We start from the raw sequence: 18,186 nt of genomic DNA on the forward strand, positions 1-18,186 counted from the left end.
GTTAAACAGCATCATTCATACGTCTTTTTATTTTATGATTAACTTATCTAATATGGAATCATAAACATATTTCCATAATTGAGAATCAGTTTTGTAACGATTCATCATAATTGTATGTGCTTCAGCAGACTTGTCTTCAAAAGTTGGATCGTCCTTTGCTGGGACGTTTGAACGTGCTTCATCTACAAAATGCTGCACTTGTCTTGCACGGGGCCCCCAAACAGTTTGTTGTTCATAAGCATCATTTAAGAAAACGAAAATAGGTATTGAACGAGCGGTTCCATTTGTTAAATACTGATCTATTAAATCAGTGTTCTCGTCGCGATGGAATACTCGAACTTCTAAATTTAAAGTTTCACTAATATGTTTTAAAATTGGGACATTCATCATGGCATCCCCACACCAATCTTCAGTGATGACTAAGACTTTGGAATAGTTTAATGATTTAATTTTTTCAATTCGATTATCCTCTTCTGGTAAAGAGAAAGAATTGTAAATCGTTAACAAATTCTCTTTGTTTTCAGTCATAGCTTTGATATATTGATCAAGCGGTTGACTGTTTTTGAAATAAGTTTCTAAACTTGTCATAATATTTCCCCCTTTAGCGTATTAGTTATTATTATATCAATTTTTAATATGAAAGAAAATTTTAAATACTTAGAAAAAATAAATTTGATTTCAAGTTAACCTGATAATTAAAAATATCAGATTTGTCTTTTATTAAATATATGGAGTGTGACAACAATATTGAATTTACATAATAGACCATTTAAATTATTAATATTTACTCTCTTTATGACAATGGGGACAGGGACTATCTTAATTGTGAATTACATTAATTATACGCAATCTACGAATTTATCTCAGTTAACTATCGATAATATGAAATTAGACACACAAATAGATGACCAAAAATATACAGCGTATAATCATATCGTAATGAAAAATCATAGTTTTTATATAAAAGGGCACGAACCTCATTTAACATTTAAAGTAAATAAAAAAGACGGTTACATGAAAGGTATCACGCTCGTTAAAGATACGACAATTGAGACTAATTTTAATGCAAATATAGATGGCGATATACAAAGCGTAATTAATAAATTAGGTGAACATTATAAGAGTAAGAAGTTACATAAATCATATAAAGTTATTACTTATAGAGACAAAGTTAATCAAATAAAGTTATCTATTGTGTGTAAACATGATAAAATAAAGAAAATTGAATTCTACAAAAAATGAAGGATTTAAAAATCTAATGAATGACAATCTTATGCAATACGTTATTCTTAGATATTACATAAAATATTTTGATTCGAATCTAGAATTAGAATGGCGGTAGATAACTTGGATAAAATCACTTTCTTGAATGAACTTGAACAAGAATTAAGTAGCATACCAAGCGCAGAACGAGATAGCGTCATGTATGAGTATGAGCAATACTTCTTTGATCAAGAAAGAGAGGGGAAAAATGAATATCAAATTATAGGTGCATTAGAATCACCTAAAAAAATTGGAAAAGAAATTAAAGCAAAAAATGCAATTGTTTCTGCAGAGTATAGGCCAAATGCTAAATCAATTCTTAGAGCTATTATGGCCTCACTAGGTATGGGAATTTTGTCTTTAATCATTATCTTGATACCAATGATATTTATTGGCAGTTTTATGTTCGTGTTACTTTTAGTTGCATTGTTTTTAGCAATTAGCCCGATTTTATTAATTATTCATGGCTCATTATATAATATGTTCAGTTTAGCAATTAGTAATTATCTTTTTGCGTTTTCATTTACTGGTTTAGGTATTGTATTATTTGTGACCATTGCGAAATTAGCTCAATTCGTTTATCGTTTGATACTAAAATACTTACGTTGGAATATCAAGACGATTAAAGGAAGTGCAAATGAATGAGGAAATTATTTTTTAGTGGTTTAGCATTATTTATCGTGTGTTTTACCTTAGGCTGTATTACTTGGTTTGGTTTTGAAAAGCAAAACAATAAACTTAATGTTATTGATAAAACGTATAATGATGCGGAAGTAAAGCATTTAGATATTGACAGCCGCTCTAGTAATGTAACGATTACAAAAGGAAATAAGTTTGCAATTCATTATAAAGGCCAACAGAAAGTAGATATAAATAAAGATAAGCAATCATTAAAGTTGAAAGAAACTAGTAATCGAGTTGATAATTATGGCTTGAATTATAACCCATTTAGACAAATTAAGGCTAAAATGAAAATCACCATACCAAATGAGAAATTAAAGGAATTGAAAGTTTCGAGCAAGGCACGCAATATTAAACTTCAAAATATCGAAGTTGATAAAGTCGATTTTAATATGAACGATAGAACTGGTAGTCGTGTTTATGTGCAAAATTCAAAAATTGAACAATTGTTGTATAGAGGTTTGAAATCACCTATACATATTAGTGATAGTAAAATTGTTAATGCTAATATTAAAACAAAAGAAGCGAGTATATATGCTGAAAATGCACTAATTAAAAACTCTGTATTGCTTGCCCAAAGTGGTCATATCCAATTAGATCGTATGGACATTGATTCTGCATTTAAAGCTTCTAGTCAAAATGGTGATATTATTATGTCTTACAATAAAAAACCAGATAATACGTTATTGAAATTAAACCCTGATGATGGCGTAGAAAAAGTCAATAATAAGAGTTTTGATAACGATAGAGTTGGAGAAGGTGATAATATTTTAGAATTCTATACTGTACACGGTGATATTCATATTAATTAATAGACTGTATATTATAATAGCTATGGAGAAATCTATATTGATAGATGACTTCATAGCTATTTTTCTAACTTATTATCATATTTAACATATATTTAATAACTGGCAAAGGTCAAATCAGTGTCTATATGTCCATAAAGGGCATGAATATCTAGTGACTGTCCGTTTAGCCATTGTTGAAAATCAATTACTGCAGGTGTGTTATTTTCACCTAAAGTCATGTATGCTTTAAGTGACTGTGGTTCATACATAGTTGTATGAATTGTACCAGACCAACTTTTAAATAATTTACTATATATTTCAAATTCTGGATTATTAAATAATTCAAATGCGTGCATTTTATCCAGGCCATTCGGTGTTTGTTTTAAAAGTCTATCTAAACGTTCTTTAGACTCTTTTGTATAGTTTCTATTTTCATGAGTTAGCAATTTGAAATGGTTCGTACATGTATGATCATACCTTACATCAAGTGATCTAGGAGAAACCTCGATTATGGCGTGATTTAAGTGCTTATCCATGACAATATAGCTAAATGAACTTCTATGTGGAATTTCTTTCAATAATTGAATTGCCTCTGGTACGTCTTTACAATATTGTAAAATGAGTCTGCCAATCATATAGCATACGAAGCCATCGCCTGGATGTTTTCTATGCATAAAGTTATACCCCATAGATAGTCCAGCTTCATTCATACCATCCATTCTACCAGTCACGCGAGATGTTGGACCAATTTGTGCTAGACCTCCATCATTTGGTTGGAAAAGCTGATAACGACCATCATAAGTTGCAGGGTGATAGTCATAATTTCTTACCATGTAGTCTTGTCCTAAATACACCGTACAGCCACTATTTTTTAGTGGTGTAAAACGATAGTGTGCAAAGTTTAATATCATTTGATTTGTTGGTAGATTAAGGACTTCTTGCATACCTCTGATTTCTTCCCAAATTTGAGGTGCGTAGGTTTGGAAGATATCATATGTTTCCTTTATGTGGATATCGAAACGAGGCATACGTTTTTTCCATTCTTTTTCTCTATTTTTTAATAATGGTGTTTGTTGCATCCATTGAGCAGTTTGTACACCTAAATCAAAATGTGACCCGCGGTGAGTTAATATATCTGTTTTTACTTTTTGCATAATGTAAAACTCCTATTTTAGTTGTGTAATCTTACAAATTTGTAACTATATTGTAACCCCACGTTAATTGTATTATACGATGCTTGTCGTTATTATTAAGTATAACAACGACGACTGATTATTTATTTTTAAATTAAAATGAGGTGATTGCAATGGCAAATTATTATGATACTGTTAGAGATGCAATGAGTACTTGGTGGGGCAAGTAATTGACTAAGCGGCTGGGACAAATTAATTGTCTCAGCTTTAAGTATTATATAGAGTTAGTGGGATATTAGCATGAGCGTCAGCCCAGTTAAACTATTTATCCATATTAATTCTAGTGAATTTTGTTGGGGTGGGACCGTGAAATATTTTTAAATAAATTAGATTCCTTTCCCACTCCTTTTTCTAATATGACTAATAAATGTAATCTTTCTAAGAGTTCTGTTATTATTAAAGTATTAAAGGTAGTAATTAATATACAGTATTTAATTATAACTTAAAGCATTACTACAATAATATCATATTATTACTATAATAATATTTAAATTAAAGTAGTGAAAAGTAGGTATATATTTATTGATGCTTTTAAGTATGCTATCATTAATAATGGATATGTTAATAATTTATTGAGGTGAAACAGAATGTGGAATTTTATTAAAGGTTTATTTAAATTTGTATTCGGTACAATCCTTACTGTATCATTAGCAGCAGGAATTGGTGCAGTTGTGTTCGCTTATATTTTCAAAAAAGACTTTGAAGATATTGAAAGTAAAACAAAAGAGATTGTTTCAGATATCGAATCTAATAATTAAATTATTAATAGAACACTTTAGAGTGTTCTATTTTTTTTATGAATATCGGTAGTGATTATTTGATGAGACAATTAGTTGTTCTTTCGTAATAAACATGAGCTTAGTTGAACTCTCCAAAGTTATATTAGTGAAATAAGTCTAAGTATGAGATTTTGTAGTATAAGAACTTAGGAGTTATGGATTATATGGATTAATGCGAGTGATATCAAAAAGTGATAATTTAATAACTTCTGATTTGTTTAGCGAATAGCCTTCTAAATACATATGAACCATGTCTATATTCTTAATTTTTAATGTTATGTGTTCTAGCCATCCGGATTGGTAATATTCAATTGTGATATGTTGTTCTGTATGTAGTGCTTGATGAAGTTGTAAGTTAAGTTCATTCAATTGATCGTCCGATAGCGTTGGGCGATCAATTTTATTTTGATCAATCAAATATTGCTGTATGGTTTCGAATTGTTCCGGTAAGGTAGCGAAGGGTTGCCATTTAACCATGCCACGACCTTTGGGTATATTTGGATTTAAATATTCTCTAGGGATATTTCTATAATCAGTTTCGTTCTTAAATTCTTTCGGAATCATTTTATCACCTCTATATCATTATAGAACATATGTTCGATTTAGTGAAGTGATAATTCATTATATTGTATTTGTAATAAATCTCTATTAAAATGAAACTATCATAATATGGAGGGGTTTTCATAATGACGATAGGTTATATCGGTACTTATACAAAAAAAGAAGGTAAAGGGGTCTACCGTTTCCAACTTGATGAACAAACAGGGAAAATAATTGAAGTTGAAACTGGTTATGAACTAGAAGCCTCAACTTATTTAAATCAACATAATTCATTTTTATATGCAATAAATAGAGAGGGCGACAACTGTGGTATCGCTAGTCTTAAAATAGAGGAAGATGGCAAGTTAAGCCTCATTAATAAATGTTTAGCGTCAACAGCTGGTACTGGTTGTTATGTTGCAGTATCGCCAGATGGTAAATATATTTTTGAAACTGTTTATGGTGCAGGATTAGCGCGTATATATGAAGCAAATCCATATACGGGAGAAATTGTTCGACTTATACAGGAATTAGCGCATGATTTTCCAACTGGTCCGTCAGAGCGACAAGATCATGCACATATTCATTTTATGGATATTACACCAGATAAAAAATATGTAGTGGCGATGGACTTAGGTACGGACAAATTAGTGACATATGAGTTTGGTGATGAAGGATACAGTGAATATGCTGTGTTTGATTTTGAACCAGGTGATGGACCTAGACATATTACCTTCCATGAAAATGGTGAATATGCCTATGTAGTTCATGAAATATCAAATATTGTAAGTACAGTAAAATATGAAGATGGTAAATTTACAGAAATAGAACGTCATTTGACGATACCAGAAAACTTTGAAGGCGATACAAAATTAGCAGCAGTGAGATTATCAAAAGATCAAAAATTCTTATATATTAGTAATCGAGGTCACGATAGTATTGCTATTTTCAAAGTAGCTGATGAAGGCGACATGATTTCATTAGTGGATATTGTATCAAGTGGCGGGGAGTTTCCACGTGATTTTAACATTACTGATTCAGATGATTATTTAGTATGTGCACACCAAGAAGGTGATTATGCACTTACTGTATTTAGACGTGATAAAGTAACAGGTGAACTAGAAAAAGTAGACGATAAATACACTGCGCCTGAAGGTGTTTGTGTACAGTTTTTAAAAGAAATATAAAATTGGAAGTTTGTTAAATGACTCAATTACTAACTTAATAACATAAAAATGCGCCTTTCCCAAATGTAATGGGAAGGCGCATTTTTATGTTATAGAACTTTCATAAACAGAGTTACTTATTAAAGAAGGTCTTAATATATTTAAATTTACCTTTGTATGGTGGGAACAATAAACTAGATTCAAGTCGAGTTGATTTAAAAATATATGATTTGTCATGACTAAATGTATCGAAACTGTATTTACCATGGTATTGACCAATACCAGATGCGCCAACACCACCAAATGGTAAGTTTGAATTTGCCAATTGCATTAAGGTATCGTTAATTGCGCCCCCACCAAATGATATTTCATTTAATACACGTTCTGTTGCATTTTCATCTTCGCTAAACAAATATAAACTTAGCGGTTTAGGTTTGGAACGTATAAAATCAATAGCTTCATCAAAATCATCATACGTAATGATTGGTAAAATAGGACCGAAAATTTCGTCTTCCATTATTTTAGCATTAAAAGTAATACCATCTAATAGTGTAGGAGCAATGTACCTTTCATCTTTGTTTGATTTACCACCAAAGGCAATCTCAGCATGATGAATCTTTAATAAATTATCTAAACGACTAAAGTGTTTATGATTTACAATACGTCCAAAATCAGGGCTTTCCTGAATGTCGTTACCGTAAAATTCGGTAATGGTTTTTTTTAGCGCAGCGATTAATTCATCCTTCACTTTACGATTCACAAGTATATAGTCAGGAGCAACACAAGTTTGTCCAGCATTTGTAAATTTTCCAAAACTGATACGTTCACTTGCGACTTTAATATTTGCTGTTTCATCAACAATTACTGGAGATTTACCGCCAAGTTCTAACGTTACAGGAGTTAAATTTTTACTTGCTGCTTGATACACAATTTTACCAACTTGTTCGCTACCTGTGAAAAAGATATAGTCAAATGGTAATTGGATTAATGATTGCGTAGTTTCAGCATCACCTTCACAAATACTAATATATTCAGAATCGAATACATCTTCGATTATATGTTTAATAACTTCTGAGATGTTTGGCGTGAATTCAGAAGGTTTGAGTATGGCAGTATTTCCAGCTGCTATAGCGCCAATAAGTGGCTCAATTAATAATTGGAAAGGGTAATTAAAAGGTCCAATTATTAAAACTGTGCCATAAGGCTCTTTTAGGATATAGCTTTTAGTTGGAAACATATAAATAGGCGTATTGACTTGTTTCCTTTTAGCCCAATTTTTTAGCTCTTTACGAGCATTTTTAATATTTTTTAAAGTGAAGCCGATTTCTGTAGCATAAGCTTCAACTTTATTCTTACCTAAATCTTTTTGAAAAGCCTCTAATAAGGTGTCTTCATGATTTTTGATACTTTTACCTAAAAGCTTAAGTTGTTTTCTTCTGAATTTTAAATCTTTAGTAACGTGTGTTTTAAAATATTGAGTACTATTGTGGAAAGTTTGCTCTATTGAATTCAAATATATTCCTCCTAGTATAATAGATGCGTTTCGTAGGTATAAGTGATAAAAAACTGGAACATATGAACTATGCTCCAGTATAATGAATTTTTAAATCTAGATATTTAATTAAAATCACCTTAAAACTGTACTAATTTAAAGGCGTTTTATTAGTTTAAAGCCTCTGTGATTTGTGGAACTACTTGCTTTTTACGTGATACAACACCAGGTAAAAATGCAGTATTATTATCAAGCTCTACATTGAAAGCAATGCCAACTTTATCTTTTTCAGCACCAACTACTAAGATTTTAGAGTCGCTATTAATAATGTCTGTAACAACTAATACAAATAAATCATATTTTTCATTAGCGCTTACTTCTAACATTTCTTTTTCCAATTCTTCTTGACGTGCAAATACTTCATCAATATCAACAGTATTAACTTGTGCGATACGAGTTACGTAGTCACCCATGTTGAATGACTTCGCATCCATAGTTAAAATGTCTGTTGCTGATTTTTCTTTAGTAGAAGCGCCAGCTTTTAACATTTCTAAACCATAAGTTTCTAGGTCAACACCAGCAATTGATTTTAATGCTTCAGCGGCTTTTACATCTTCTTCTGTACAAGTAGGTGATTTGAACAATAGGCTATCTGAGATAATTGCTGATACCATTAATCCAGCAATCTCTGGTTTGATTTCAAAACCACGTTCTTGATACATTTTGTATAAAATTGTAGCTGTACAACCAACTGGTTCAGAACGGTAGTATAATGGTGCTGCCGTTTCAAAGTTAGAAATTCTGTGATGGTCGACCACGTGGTGAATTGTAGCATCATTAATTGAATCAGCACTTTGTTGGAATTCATTATGGTCTACTAGAATTACTTTTTGATCGGATAAATCATCATTAAGTAACGCTGGTGCAGTTACATTAAAATGATCTAAAGCATATTGTGTTTCAGGTCCTACTTCGCCTAAACGGTATGCTGTAGCTTCAGTGTTACCTGTTTGTTGTTCGAAATCTGCCATGATAATAGCAGATGAAATTGCGTCTGTGTCTGGATTTTTATGTCCGAAAATATAAGTTTTTGCCATATCTAAATTCTCCTTATTTATATAGTTATTATTATTCTAGCACGATTTTGCATAGTTATTCTACTACAGCACCTAGTGAATTTTTAAAATGATCTAAAGCCCATGCGTGCCCCGAAGGATTAAAGGAAGCAACCCCACGATGTGAAATAGTTATTGCGTACCCTAGATTATAAGCGCTAATTGCTGAATGAAGCACGCAAATATCTGTACATACTCCGACAAATTCCAAGTGTGTAATATTTCTCTCTCTTAGCATTAAATCTAAAGAGGTCCCACAGAAAGCATCATAACGTGTTTTATCTAGGGAATGTATGTGATCATTAAACAAAATATTTTGATAGATATCATTCACTTTGCCATAGAGTTCTCTACCAACAGTACCAATAATATTATGTGGAGGGAATAAATTACTTTCTGGGTGATATTTATTTTCTTCATAATGTAAATCCATCATGAAAAAGATATCGTGTTGCTTTTTATTGTACACTTCAATTCGTTCAACAATATAGTTTTCAATTTGCTGACCTGGAAGGCCACAAGTTAATTTTCCGTTGTCAGCTACAAAGTCATTCGAGTAGTCAACTACGATTAATGCGCTTTTTTTCATAAGATAAAAACACTCCCAATAAACAATATAAAAGTAATTATATACTAAGTCGCTCAATCAATAAAGGGAGCGTAAATGCGTTTGAAAGATATCATTTTTGTTTATTATAAAGTAATAGCTGAGAAAGGAATTAGCATATGATAATTAATGCAAAACAATTTGGTTTAAAAGGGAAAAGTAAATACGCAGATACAAGAGCGATGCAAAAAGCGCTAAATTATGCTAAGAAGCATAAACCAACGACTATATTCGTACCAGAAGGTGAGTATCATATACGTAAACCACTGGTTATATATGATTCAACAACGCTGTTACTAGATGAAGCGGCAGTACTTAAAAGATGTGGAAAAGATACATTGTTGAAAAATGGACGCAGATTTAAATTGTATTATGGGTATAACGGTAATAGTCATATTCACATATCTGGTGGGACATTTGATATGAATGGTTTCAAATATCCATATAATAATACAACGGTGTGCATGGGACATGCAGAAGATATTCAGATACAAAATGTAACTTTTAAAGATGTTGTAGGTGGGCATTGCTTAGATGCATGTGGTGTCAATGGATTATATATCAATAATTGTAAGTTTTTAGGTTTTAGAGATCTAGATGGAACTCGTTTTTTCTCTGAAGCAGTTCAGATAGATATACAGGTTCCGGGCGCTTTTCCTAAATTTGGTGCTACTGATGGAACAATTACTAAAAATGTAATTATAGAGCGTTGTTATTTTGGTGATTCAGATACACCAACAATGCAAAGTTGGAATCGTGCAATTGGCTCACATGCCAGCCGCTATGATCAATATTATCAAAATATTCATATCCGCTATAATACATTTGATGGATTGAATCAATACGCACTTACACCGTTGAAATCAAAAAATACTTATATTCATCACAATATATTTAAAAATTGCGCTGGTGGTATAAGATTTTTAGCAGTTAAAGACGGTAAAAATGCTAAAGACTTAAAAGGTATAGAGCGCGGGACGCAAGCTGGCAGTAATTTAAATATTTATCAAAATAGTTTCATTGGAGAAATGGATAAAGAATCAATACGCATTCAAAGTTATAACGAGGTTAAACATCAAGCTGTACTTATAGCTGATAATATTTTTGATCATTCATCCCAAAGTATGCATTTACAAGATATAGAAGCATTACTACTATTTAATAATAAAGGTAGTGATATTAAAATAAGAAAAGTTCGTGTGGAATGATTATATTTTTGAAATAAAATCATAAATATTCTTTATATAAGCGATTAAAAATGCTAACCCTATTTAAAATATATTATGTTATACTCTAATAAATTATTATGAATATTCAGATAATAATTAAAAGGGGGAAGACATTATGAATGATTTGAATAAAGGGGATATGAGACAATCACATTATTTGAAGTTTTTTTCAAACAAAAAGGAAAAGAAGTCATATAATGCCGGCCAATTAACAGGTTTAATATTGGGACCATTGTTATTTGCGTTAACGTTATTACTATTTCATCCGGATGATTTATCGGGTAAGGGTGTTTATGTTTTAGCAATCACACTTTGGATAGCGACTTGGTGGATTACTGAAGCGATACCCATTGCTGCAACTAGTTTGTTGCCATTGATTTTATTACCAATTGGACATGTGTTGAATCCAGAAGAAGTTTCAGCTCAATACGGTAATGATATTATTTTCTTATTCTTAGGTGGTTTTATTTTAGCTATAGCGATGGAAAGATGGAATTTACATACTCGTGTTGCTTTATCTATTATTAATACACTTGGTACAAGTACTGGGAAGATTTTATTAGGCTTTATGATTGCTACTGGATTTTTATCAATGTTTGTTTCTAATACAGCGGCCGTGATGATAATGATACCTATTGGTCTTGCGATTATAAAAGAAGCAAATGAATTAAAAAGTCAAAATACTAAACCGGAAAGTATATCTAAATTTGAACAATCTCTTGTGCTTGCAATTGGTTACGCAGGAACAATCGGAGGACTTGGTACACTGATTGGCACACCACCTTTAATAATTTTAAAAGGGCAATATCAATCAGCATTTGGTGAAGAAATTAGTTTTGCTAAATGGATGATTATTGGTGTGCCAACAGTAATTGTATTACTCTTTTTGGTTTGGATATATATTCGTTATATTGCATTTAAGCATGATATGAAAGAATTACCTGGCGGACAAAAATTGATAAAAGAAAAATTAAATGAATTAGGTAAAATGAAGTATGAAGAAAAAATTGTTTCAGTTATATTCTTACTTGCCAGTTTCCTGTGGATCAGTAGAGAATTTTTATTAAAAAATTGGTCAGTTACTTCTGGAGTTGCTGATGGCACAATTGCAATGTTTATATCTGTTTTGTTATTTCTTATTCCTTCTAACAACAAAGAAAAACATAAGAGGATTATAGATTGGGAAGTTGCTAAAGAATTGCCTTGGGGCGTTTTAATACTGTTTGGTGGGGGTTTAGCTTTAGCAAAAGGTATTTCAGAAAGCGGGTTGGCAAATTGGCTTGGTGAACAATTGAAATTAATCGAAGGTGTAAGTCCATTGATTATTGTTCTTGTAATCACAATATTTGTTTTGTTCTTAACTGAAATTACATCAAATACAGCAACAGCTACAATGATTTTACCTATTTTGGCAACACTTTCAGTTGCAGTAAATGTGCATCCGTTGTTACTTATGGTACCAGCAGCCATGGCTGCTAATTGTGCATATATGTTACCGGTTGGAACACCACCAAATGCTATTGTATTTGGTACGGGTAGAATAAGCATCAAGAAGATGGCATCTGTAGGTTTTTGGGTCAATTTATTAAGTATAGTTGTAATTGTCCTAGTTGTGTATTTCTTAGTACCACCAGTGTTAGGTATTGATGTTACAAAACCATTGCCATTGAAATAAAAAATAAGAATCATTTATATTATATAGAAAGCATATCGTATCAAAGTTACTCAATGTAACACTGTGGTACGGTGTGCTTTTTTAATATATATCAAGTTAAATCAATTTAGTTTGTAAATAACAGCTGTTCAGAATATAGTGAATATAAAATAGACAAAAAATACCGACAAAGTCAGGGGAGACGATGTCGGTATTATGATATTTACCATTGAATAGTCTTTTTTGACGATAAATAACTTAGTTTAATAGCGTTTTTTAATTTATATTAAATATTGAATTATGAAATATCCTGTTGCTAATTAGCTTGTACTAATTCAATTTGTCAAACGAACCTATTATAGTAACTTGGAAGTCTAAAGTATTGAGAATTTTAATTACTTTAGATAAATCTTCTGTTATTGGTGTGTCTGCTTGGACAAAAAAGTGATACATACCTAGTTGAGTTTTTAATGGTCTAGATTCTATCCAAGATAAGTTAATATTAAACAATACAAACGTATTTAATATACTAGCTAATAACCCTGGCTTATCGAACTGAGGAGTTATAAGTAACATAGTATCGCTAGCATTTTCTATATGACGTGGTTGGTTACTAACGACTAAAAAGCGAGTAACGTTATGTGGATAATCTTCTATATTTTGCTCTATAGGTGAATAGCCATACGTTTCTCCACTGCCAAGTGGTGCAATAGCACCGACGCCATTCTTAATCATATCTAAGCTTTTAATTGTGCTATCTACGTAATCAATCTCGAAACCATATGATTGGATATATTTACTAGTTTGACTAATGGCAGGTCCAATAGAATAAACTTTTGAAATATCGTTCACAGAAGCGCCATCAACACCATATAATGCAAATTGAATATCTAAATGTAGTTCGCCTTGTGCGTAAATATTTTGTTGTGTTAATGCATCTGCAACGATATTGATAGTACCCTCTATTGAATTTTCAATTGGCACAACAGCTATGCTATCGTTGTCTTCAGATACAGCCGCAACTACCTCATATAAATTAGACTTTGATACATAATCTATGTCTGTTTCTGATTGATATTGTGTTGCAGCTAAGTAGGAAAAAGTTCCTTTTGGACCTAAATAATAAAGTTTCATTTGACGTTACCCCTTGTTTATATGTGTGTGGTAGGGTCGTTAATGAAATGGACAACCATTAGCTTCTGTTTTTTTATAAAAGAAATTAGGCTCTTTCATAACATTTTTATATCCGTGATGATAATTGGATACTAATGTGGGTGACAGGGAAGGAGCTAACCATGACCATTTACCAGTAACTTCTCTACCATTTCTTGTTTCGTTTAGTTCGAATCTTTCAAATTGCTTCGATGCAGTGAGATGATCAACAATAGATACCCCAGATTTTTTAAAGGAGTGATAAACTGCATAATTCAATTCGACAAGTGTGCGATCTTTATTGAAAGAATTATTCTTTAGTGTATCAAATTCAAACGCTTCTGCAACACTTTCTAATAAATTATAACGATAAGAGTCTGTAAAATTACGTACAGCTATTTCATTTACCATATACCAACCATTAAATGGTGCAGTTGGATATGTAATACCGCCAATCTTTAGATCCATGCTAGATATGATTGGTACCGCGTACCATTTTAATCCAAGTTGCTGTAATTTTGGAAAATGGTCATGTTCAATTATAACTTCTTTGATTAAGTGTGGTTGATATTCATGATATTTCATTGTCTCATTAGGCATTTTATAAATTAAAGGTAAAATATCGAAGTCAGTATGTGAACCATGCCAGCCAAGATGTTCAGCAAGTTGGGTAATGCTTTTCTCTGCGGGGTCACCTATATCTTCATAACCTGCATATCTGATTAATTGATTATTAAATATTTGAGGAGGATTATCCTTCGAGAATATTGTGATATAGGGTTTTATTTTTCCGTTATTTGTCGCTGTTGCAATATGGTTTTCTATTGCATTAATAAACTCATTTTCAGATTGTATGTGTCTTGCATCAACAACAGTTAATGAATCCCAAAAAAATCGTCCAATACAGCGATTGGAATTACGCCAAGCCATTTTCGTTCCATAAGTTAATTCTTCTGCAGTATGTTCATAAGTTCCGGTTTCTTCAATGGCATACTCAACTTCTTTAATTCTTTTTGAAATGCTTTGGTTATCATAATTTAATTCTTTATACATCGTGTCGATGAAGGATTTTGCTTCTTTTAACATATAAACACCTCAATTAAGATTATAAATCATTTTTGAGTTTTTATAATCTTATATCATATAAATGTCACGACATTGTCGTTAGTCATGTCACATTTTAAACAAATTTAAATCATAGATTAAATTGTATATGAAAAAAATATAATCTTATGTTGAATTTTCCAGTATATTTAAGTCCTCTTTCATGTGCTATCAAGCTTTCATTTATGCTAAACTAATGGAAAAGCCGATTGGAGAGATGGTTGTGTACCAATTTGAAGACGATACGTTAGTATTGCATAACGATTTATATCAAATAAATATGGCAGAAAGTTATTGGAATGATGGGATTCATGAACGTATGGCAGTATTTGATTTATATTTTAGAAATATGCCTTTTGATAGTGGGTATGCTGTTTTTAACGGGTTGAAACGTGTCATTGATTACATTAATGGTTTTCACTTCTCAGAATCAGATATCGATTATTTAAAATCTATTGGTTACCAACAAGATTTTCTAAGTTATTTAAAAACTTTAAAATTTACTGGCAATATTCGTTCAATGCAAGAAGGGGAACTTTGCTTTGGTAATGAACCGTTATTAAGAGTCGAGGCACCCTTAATACAAGCACAATTAATAGAAACGATGCTATTAAATATCGTTAATTTCCATACATTAATAACAACAAAGGCGAGTAGAATTAGACAAGTAGCACATGAAGATATGTTAATGGAATTTGGTACGCGTCGAGCACAAGAAGCAGATGCAGCATTATGGGGAGCTCGAGCTGCTTACATTGGTGGATTTAACTCTACAAGTAATGTACGAGCAGGAAAATTATTTGGTATCCCTGTTTCAGGAACACATGCGCATGCCATGGTACAAACATATGGTGATGAATATATTGCGTTTAAAAAATATGCTGAGCGTCATAAAGATTGTGTGTTCTTAGTTGATACGTTCCATACATTAAAATCTGGTGTACCGACAGCAATTAAAGTTGCTAAAGAATTAGGTGATAAAATTAATTTCGTGGGCATTCGTTTGGACTCTGGGGACATAGCATATTTATCAAAAGAAGCACGTCGTATGCTAGATGAAGCTGGATTCCCTAATGCTAAAATTATCGCTTCGAATGATTTAGACGAGCAGACAATTACTAGTTTGAAATCACAAGGCGCAAAAGTCGATTCATGGGGTGTCGGAACAAAACTCATAACTGGTTTTGATCAACCTGCATTAGGCGCAGTTTATAAATTGGTTGCAGTAGAAGGTAATAATGGTGAGTATGTGGATCGTATTAAGCTTTCTAATAATGCTGAAAAAGTTACAACACCAGGTAAGAAAAATGTTTACCGTATTATCAATAAAAAAACGAATAAAGCTGAAGGTGACTACATTACGCTTGATCATGAGGATCCATATGAAGAATCGCCTTTAAAACTATTCCATCCAGTTCATACCTATAAAATGAAATTTATAAAAACATTTATCGCAAAAGATTTACATCATGATATTTTTAAAAATGGTCAACTAGTTTACGAAATGCCAAGTGAGAGTGAGGCACAAACGTATTTAAGAAATAGTCTTGATTACTTATGGGATGAAAATAAACGTCATTTAAATCCACAAGAATACCCAGTAGATTTAAGTACAGCATGTTGGGAAAATAAACACAAACGTATTTTTGAAGTTGCTGAACACGTTAAAGAGATGGAGGAAGAAAATGAGTAACCTACAAGATATTGTTGTTAGAGAAATGAAAGTGAAACCTGAAATAGAAAGTAAAATTGAAACAAAACAGATTATTCATTTTATAAAAAGTTATGTACAATCCCATTCCTTTGTACAAGCATTAGTATTAGGAATTTCAGGTGGCCAAGATTCAACATTAGCAGGGAAATTGTGTCAAATGGCAGTTGAAGAATTAAGAGAAGAAGGTAATTCATGTGAATTTATAGCGGTCAAGTTACCTTATGGGGAGCAAAAAGATGCTTCAGAGGTTGAAGATGCATTAACCTATATTCAGCCAGATGAAATCAAAACTATAAATATTAAACCTGCAGTGGATCAAAGTGTACAATCCCTTAAAGATGCTGGAATTACTTTGACAGATTTTCAAAAAGGCAATGAGAAAGCTAGAGAGCGTATGAAAGTTCAATTTTCAATTGCATCTAACAAAAGAGGCATCGTTGTAGGTACGGATCATTCTGCTGAGAATATAACAGGTTTTTACACTAAATATGGAGATGGCGCTGCAGATATTGCACCTTTATTTGGTTTAAATAAAAGACAAGGTAAGCAACTATTAAAATATTTAGGTGCGCCCAAACATCTTTATGAAAAAGTGCCAACTGCTGATTTAGAAGAAGATAAACCCCAGTTACCTGATGAAGAAGCGCTAGGTGTAAGTTATAATGATATCGATGATTATTTAGAAGGTAAATCAGTACCTAGTGATGTAAAGACTATAATAGAAAATCATTATATTAAAACTGCACATAAAAGAGAGTTAGCATATACAAGATATACTTGGCCAAAAAATTGATTAAGTTCTAAATATTTTTAGTGACAAAATAAAAAGATGTTGGTAAAATAACTTGAATTTGATATCAGAAAGGAAAATGGTCATGTCAGTGATAACATCTAACCCATGGTTAATGGTTTTAGCGATTTTTATTATAAACGTTGCCTATGTAACGTGTCTTACAATGAGAACAATATTAACACTTAAAGGTTATCGCTATGTAGCTGCAATTGTCAGCTTTTTAGAAGTTCTTGTATACGTCGTTGGATTAGGCATGGTAATGTCTAGTTTAGATCAAATTCAAAATGTATTTGCATATGCCTTTGGGTTTTCAATTGGGATTATTGTAGGTATGAAAATAGAAGAGAAATTAGCGCTAGGTTATACTGTCGTTAACGTTACCTCATCTGAATATGAGTTAGATTTACCACGACAATTAAGAGATTTAGGTTACGGTGTAACGCACTATACAGCTTATGGTCGTGATGGAAATCGACTAATTTTACAAATTTTAACGCCACGACGTTTTGAATTTAAGTTAATAGAGACCATTAAACAAATAGATGAAAAAGCATTTATTGTAGCGTATGAACCTCGTACAATTCACGGTGGTTTCTGGGCGAAAGGTGTTAGAAGTAAAAAGCTTAAACAATATGATACGGATGAAGTTGAAAGCATATGAAAAAACAGCAAAAATTTAAAGTAGAAGAAAATGAAACAATTCAAGATTGTTTGCAACGCATGCGTGATGCAGGGTACACACCTGTGAAGCGCTTTGAAAAACCACTTTATAAAGAGAATGAAGATGGAACTTTTGAAGTGTATAAGCAAGAAATAGAATTCGTTGGTAAAATTTTACAATAATGATTGGTAAACCGTTATGGAATTACATGTCCATAACGGTTGTTTTTATCGGCACTTAAATTTTTTATGC

At 31.8% G+C, this 18,186-nt stretch carries 19 protein-coding genes; 11 read left to right on the forward strand and 8 right to left on the reverse strand.

Annotation, left to right across the window (positions count from 1 at the left end; all coding sequences use genetic code 11):
* Positions 1-27 precede the first annotated feature (27 nt).
* Positions 28-588 carry a thioredoxin family protein gene (locus ACW5YJ_RS06240; RefSeq protein ID WP_457338590.1) on the reverse strand — a complete coding sequence of 187 codons (561 nt, stop codon included), beginning with the start codon at positions 586-588 and terminating at the stop codon, positions 28-30.
* Positions 589-795: 207 nt separating this feature from the next.
* Between ACW5YJ_RS06240 and ACW5YJ_RS06245 the strand changes: the two genes are divergently transcribed.
* From ACW5YJ_RS06245 to ACW5YJ_RS06255, 3 genes are all read left to right on the forward strand, one after another.
* Positions 796-1,242, forward strand: coding sequence for a hypothetical protein (locus ACW5YJ_RS06245; protein ID WP_368679795.1), 447 nt, complete (start codon positions 796-798; stop codon positions 1,240-1,242).
* A 90-nt stretch (positions 1,243-1,332) separates the two neighbouring features.
* A complete protein-coding gene (locus ACW5YJ_RS06250; protein WP_119604289.1) occupies positions 1,333-1,908 on the forward strand; it encodes an HAAS signaling domain-containing protein in 576 nt (191 codons plus the stop codon).
* Positions 1,905-2,756 (forward strand): DUF4097 family beta strand repeat-containing protein, encoded by an 852-nt coding sequence (locus tag ACW5YJ_RS06255; RefSeq protein ID WP_017723454.1) that lies wholly within the window; start codon positions 1,905-1,907, stop codon positions 2,754-2,756. Before ACW5YJ_RS06250 ends, ACW5YJ_RS06255 begins: the two co-directional genes overlap by 4 nt.
* A gap of 92 nt (positions 2,757-2,848) precedes the next feature.
* Here ACW5YJ_RS06255 and ACW5YJ_RS06260 read toward each other — a convergent pair whose 3' ends face one another.
* Entirely contained in the window at positions 2,849-3,889 is a 1,041-nt protein-coding gene (locus ACW5YJ_RS06260; protein ID WP_017723455.1) for a C45 family autoproteolytic acyltransferase/hydolase, read from the reverse strand.
* A 626-nt stretch (positions 3,890-4,515) separates the two neighbouring features.
* Between ACW5YJ_RS06260 and ACW5YJ_RS06265 the strand changes: the two genes are divergently transcribed.
* Positions 4,516-4,686, forward strand: a complete 171-nt coding sequence (locus ACW5YJ_RS06265; protein ID WP_017723456.1) for a hypothetical protein — start codon at positions 4,516-4,518, stop codon at positions 4,684-4,686.
* 174 nt (positions 4,687-4,860) lie between these two features.
* Here ACW5YJ_RS06265 and ACW5YJ_RS06270 read toward each other — a convergent pair whose 3' ends face one another.
* Positions 4,861-5,271 (reverse strand): YolD-like family protein, encoded by a 411-nt coding sequence (locus ACW5YJ_RS06270; protein ID WP_017723457.1) that lies wholly within the window; start codon positions 5,269-5,271, stop codon positions 4,861-4,863.
* A 119-nt stretch (positions 5,272-5,390) separates the two neighbouring features.
* Between ACW5YJ_RS06270 and pglS the strand changes: the two genes are divergently transcribed.
* The gene (pglS, locus tag ACW5YJ_RS06275) at positions 5,391-6,434 is read left to right on the forward strand and encodes a 6-phosphogluconolactonase (RefSeq protein WP_026113522.1); all 1,044 of its coding nucleotides are present in this window, start codon (positions 5,391-5,393) and stop codon (positions 6,432-6,434) included.
* 112 nt (positions 6,435-6,546) lie between these two features.
* Here pglS and ACW5YJ_RS06280 read toward each other — a convergent pair whose 3' ends face one another.
* The 3 genes from ACW5YJ_RS06280 to ACW5YJ_RS06290 all read right to left on the reverse strand — a co-directional run bounded on the left by ACW5YJ_RS06280 (position 6,547) and on the right by ACW5YJ_RS06290 (position 9,609).
* A complete protein-coding gene (locus ACW5YJ_RS06280) occupies positions 6,547-7,926 on the reverse strand; it encodes an aldehyde dehydrogenase (RefSeq protein ID WP_017723459.1) in 1,380 nt (459 codons plus the stop codon).
* A gap of 149 nt (positions 7,927-8,075) precedes the next feature.
* Entirely contained in the window at positions 8,076-9,002 is a 927-nt protein-coding gene (locus ACW5YJ_RS06285) for a manganese-dependent inorganic pyrophosphatase (protein WP_017723460.1), read from the reverse strand.
* 55 nt (positions 9,003-9,057) lie between these two features.
* Positions 9,058-9,609, reverse strand: a complete 552-nt coding sequence (locus ACW5YJ_RS06290; RefSeq protein ID WP_457338592.1) for a cysteine hydrolase family protein — start codon at positions 9,607-9,609, stop codon at positions 9,058-9,060.
* 137 nt (positions 9,610-9,746) lie between these two features.
* On the opposite strand from ACW5YJ_RS06290, the gene ACW5YJ_RS06295 reads away from it, so the two are divergent.
* Positions 9,747-10,835, forward strand: a complete 1,089-nt coding sequence (locus ACW5YJ_RS06295; RefSeq protein WP_017723462.1) for a glycosyl hydrolase family 28-related protein — start codon at positions 9,747-9,749, stop codon at positions 10,833-10,835.
* Between the two features lie 136 nt (positions 10,836-10,971).
* On the forward strand, positions 10,972-12,531 hold the full coding sequence (locus tag ACW5YJ_RS06300) for an SLC13 family permease (RefSeq protein WP_017723463.1): 1,560 nt from the start codon (positions 10,972-10,974) through the stop codon (positions 12,529-12,531).
* A gap of 309 nt (positions 12,532-12,840) precedes the next feature.
* Here the strand turns inward: ACW5YJ_RS06300 and ACW5YJ_RS06305 are convergent, their stop codons facing one another.
* Together ACW5YJ_RS06305 and ACW5YJ_RS06310 are read right to left on the reverse strand one after the other, a co-directional pair.
* A complete protein-coding gene (locus tag ACW5YJ_RS06305) occupies positions 12,841-13,644 on the reverse strand; it encodes a prephenate dehydratase (protein ID WP_017723464.1) in 804 nt (267 codons plus the stop codon).
* Between the two features lie 39 nt (positions 13,645-13,683).
* Positions 13,684-14,748, reverse strand: a complete 1,065-nt coding sequence (locus tag ACW5YJ_RS06310; protein WP_457338593.1) for a nitric oxide synthase oxygenase — start codon at positions 14,746-14,748, stop codon at positions 13,684-13,686.
* Between the two features lie 241 nt (positions 14,749-14,989).
* Here ACW5YJ_RS06310 and ACW5YJ_RS06315 point away from each other — a divergent pair, with 241 nt between their 5' ends.
* The 4 genes from ACW5YJ_RS06315 to ACW5YJ_RS06330 all read left to right on the forward strand — a co-directional run bounded on the left by ACW5YJ_RS06315 (position 14,990) and on the right by ACW5YJ_RS06330 (position 18,116).
* Positions 14,990-16,459 (forward strand): nicotinate phosphoribosyltransferase, encoded by a 1,470-nt coding sequence (locus ACW5YJ_RS06315; RefSeq protein WP_107551536.1) that lies wholly within the window; start codon positions 14,990-14,992, stop codon positions 16,457-16,459.
* Positions 16,452-17,273 carry an ammonia-dependent NAD(+) synthetase gene (gene nadE, locus ACW5YJ_RS06320; protein WP_017723467.1) on the forward strand — a complete coding sequence of 274 codons (822 nt, stop codon included), beginning with the start codon at positions 16,452-16,454 and terminating at the stop codon, positions 17,271-17,273. The genes ACW5YJ_RS06315 and nadE overlap by 8 nt, the downstream gene beginning before the upstream one ends.
* An 82-nt stretch (positions 17,274-17,355) precedes the next feature.
* Positions 17,356-17,934 (forward strand): DUF2179 domain-containing protein, encoded by a 579-nt coding sequence (locus ACW5YJ_RS06325; protein WP_017723468.1) that lies wholly within the window; start codon positions 17,356-17,358, stop codon positions 17,932-17,934.
* A complete protein-coding gene (locus ACW5YJ_RS06330; RefSeq protein ID WP_017723469.1) occupies positions 17,931-18,116 on the forward strand; it encodes an NETI motif-containing protein in 186 nt (61 codons plus the stop codon). The genes ACW5YJ_RS06325 and ACW5YJ_RS06330 overlap by 4 nt, the downstream gene beginning before the upstream one ends.
* Positions 18,117-18,186 lie beyond the last annotated feature (70 nt).

The organism is Staphylococcus sp. mip270_02, assembly GCF_054031535.1.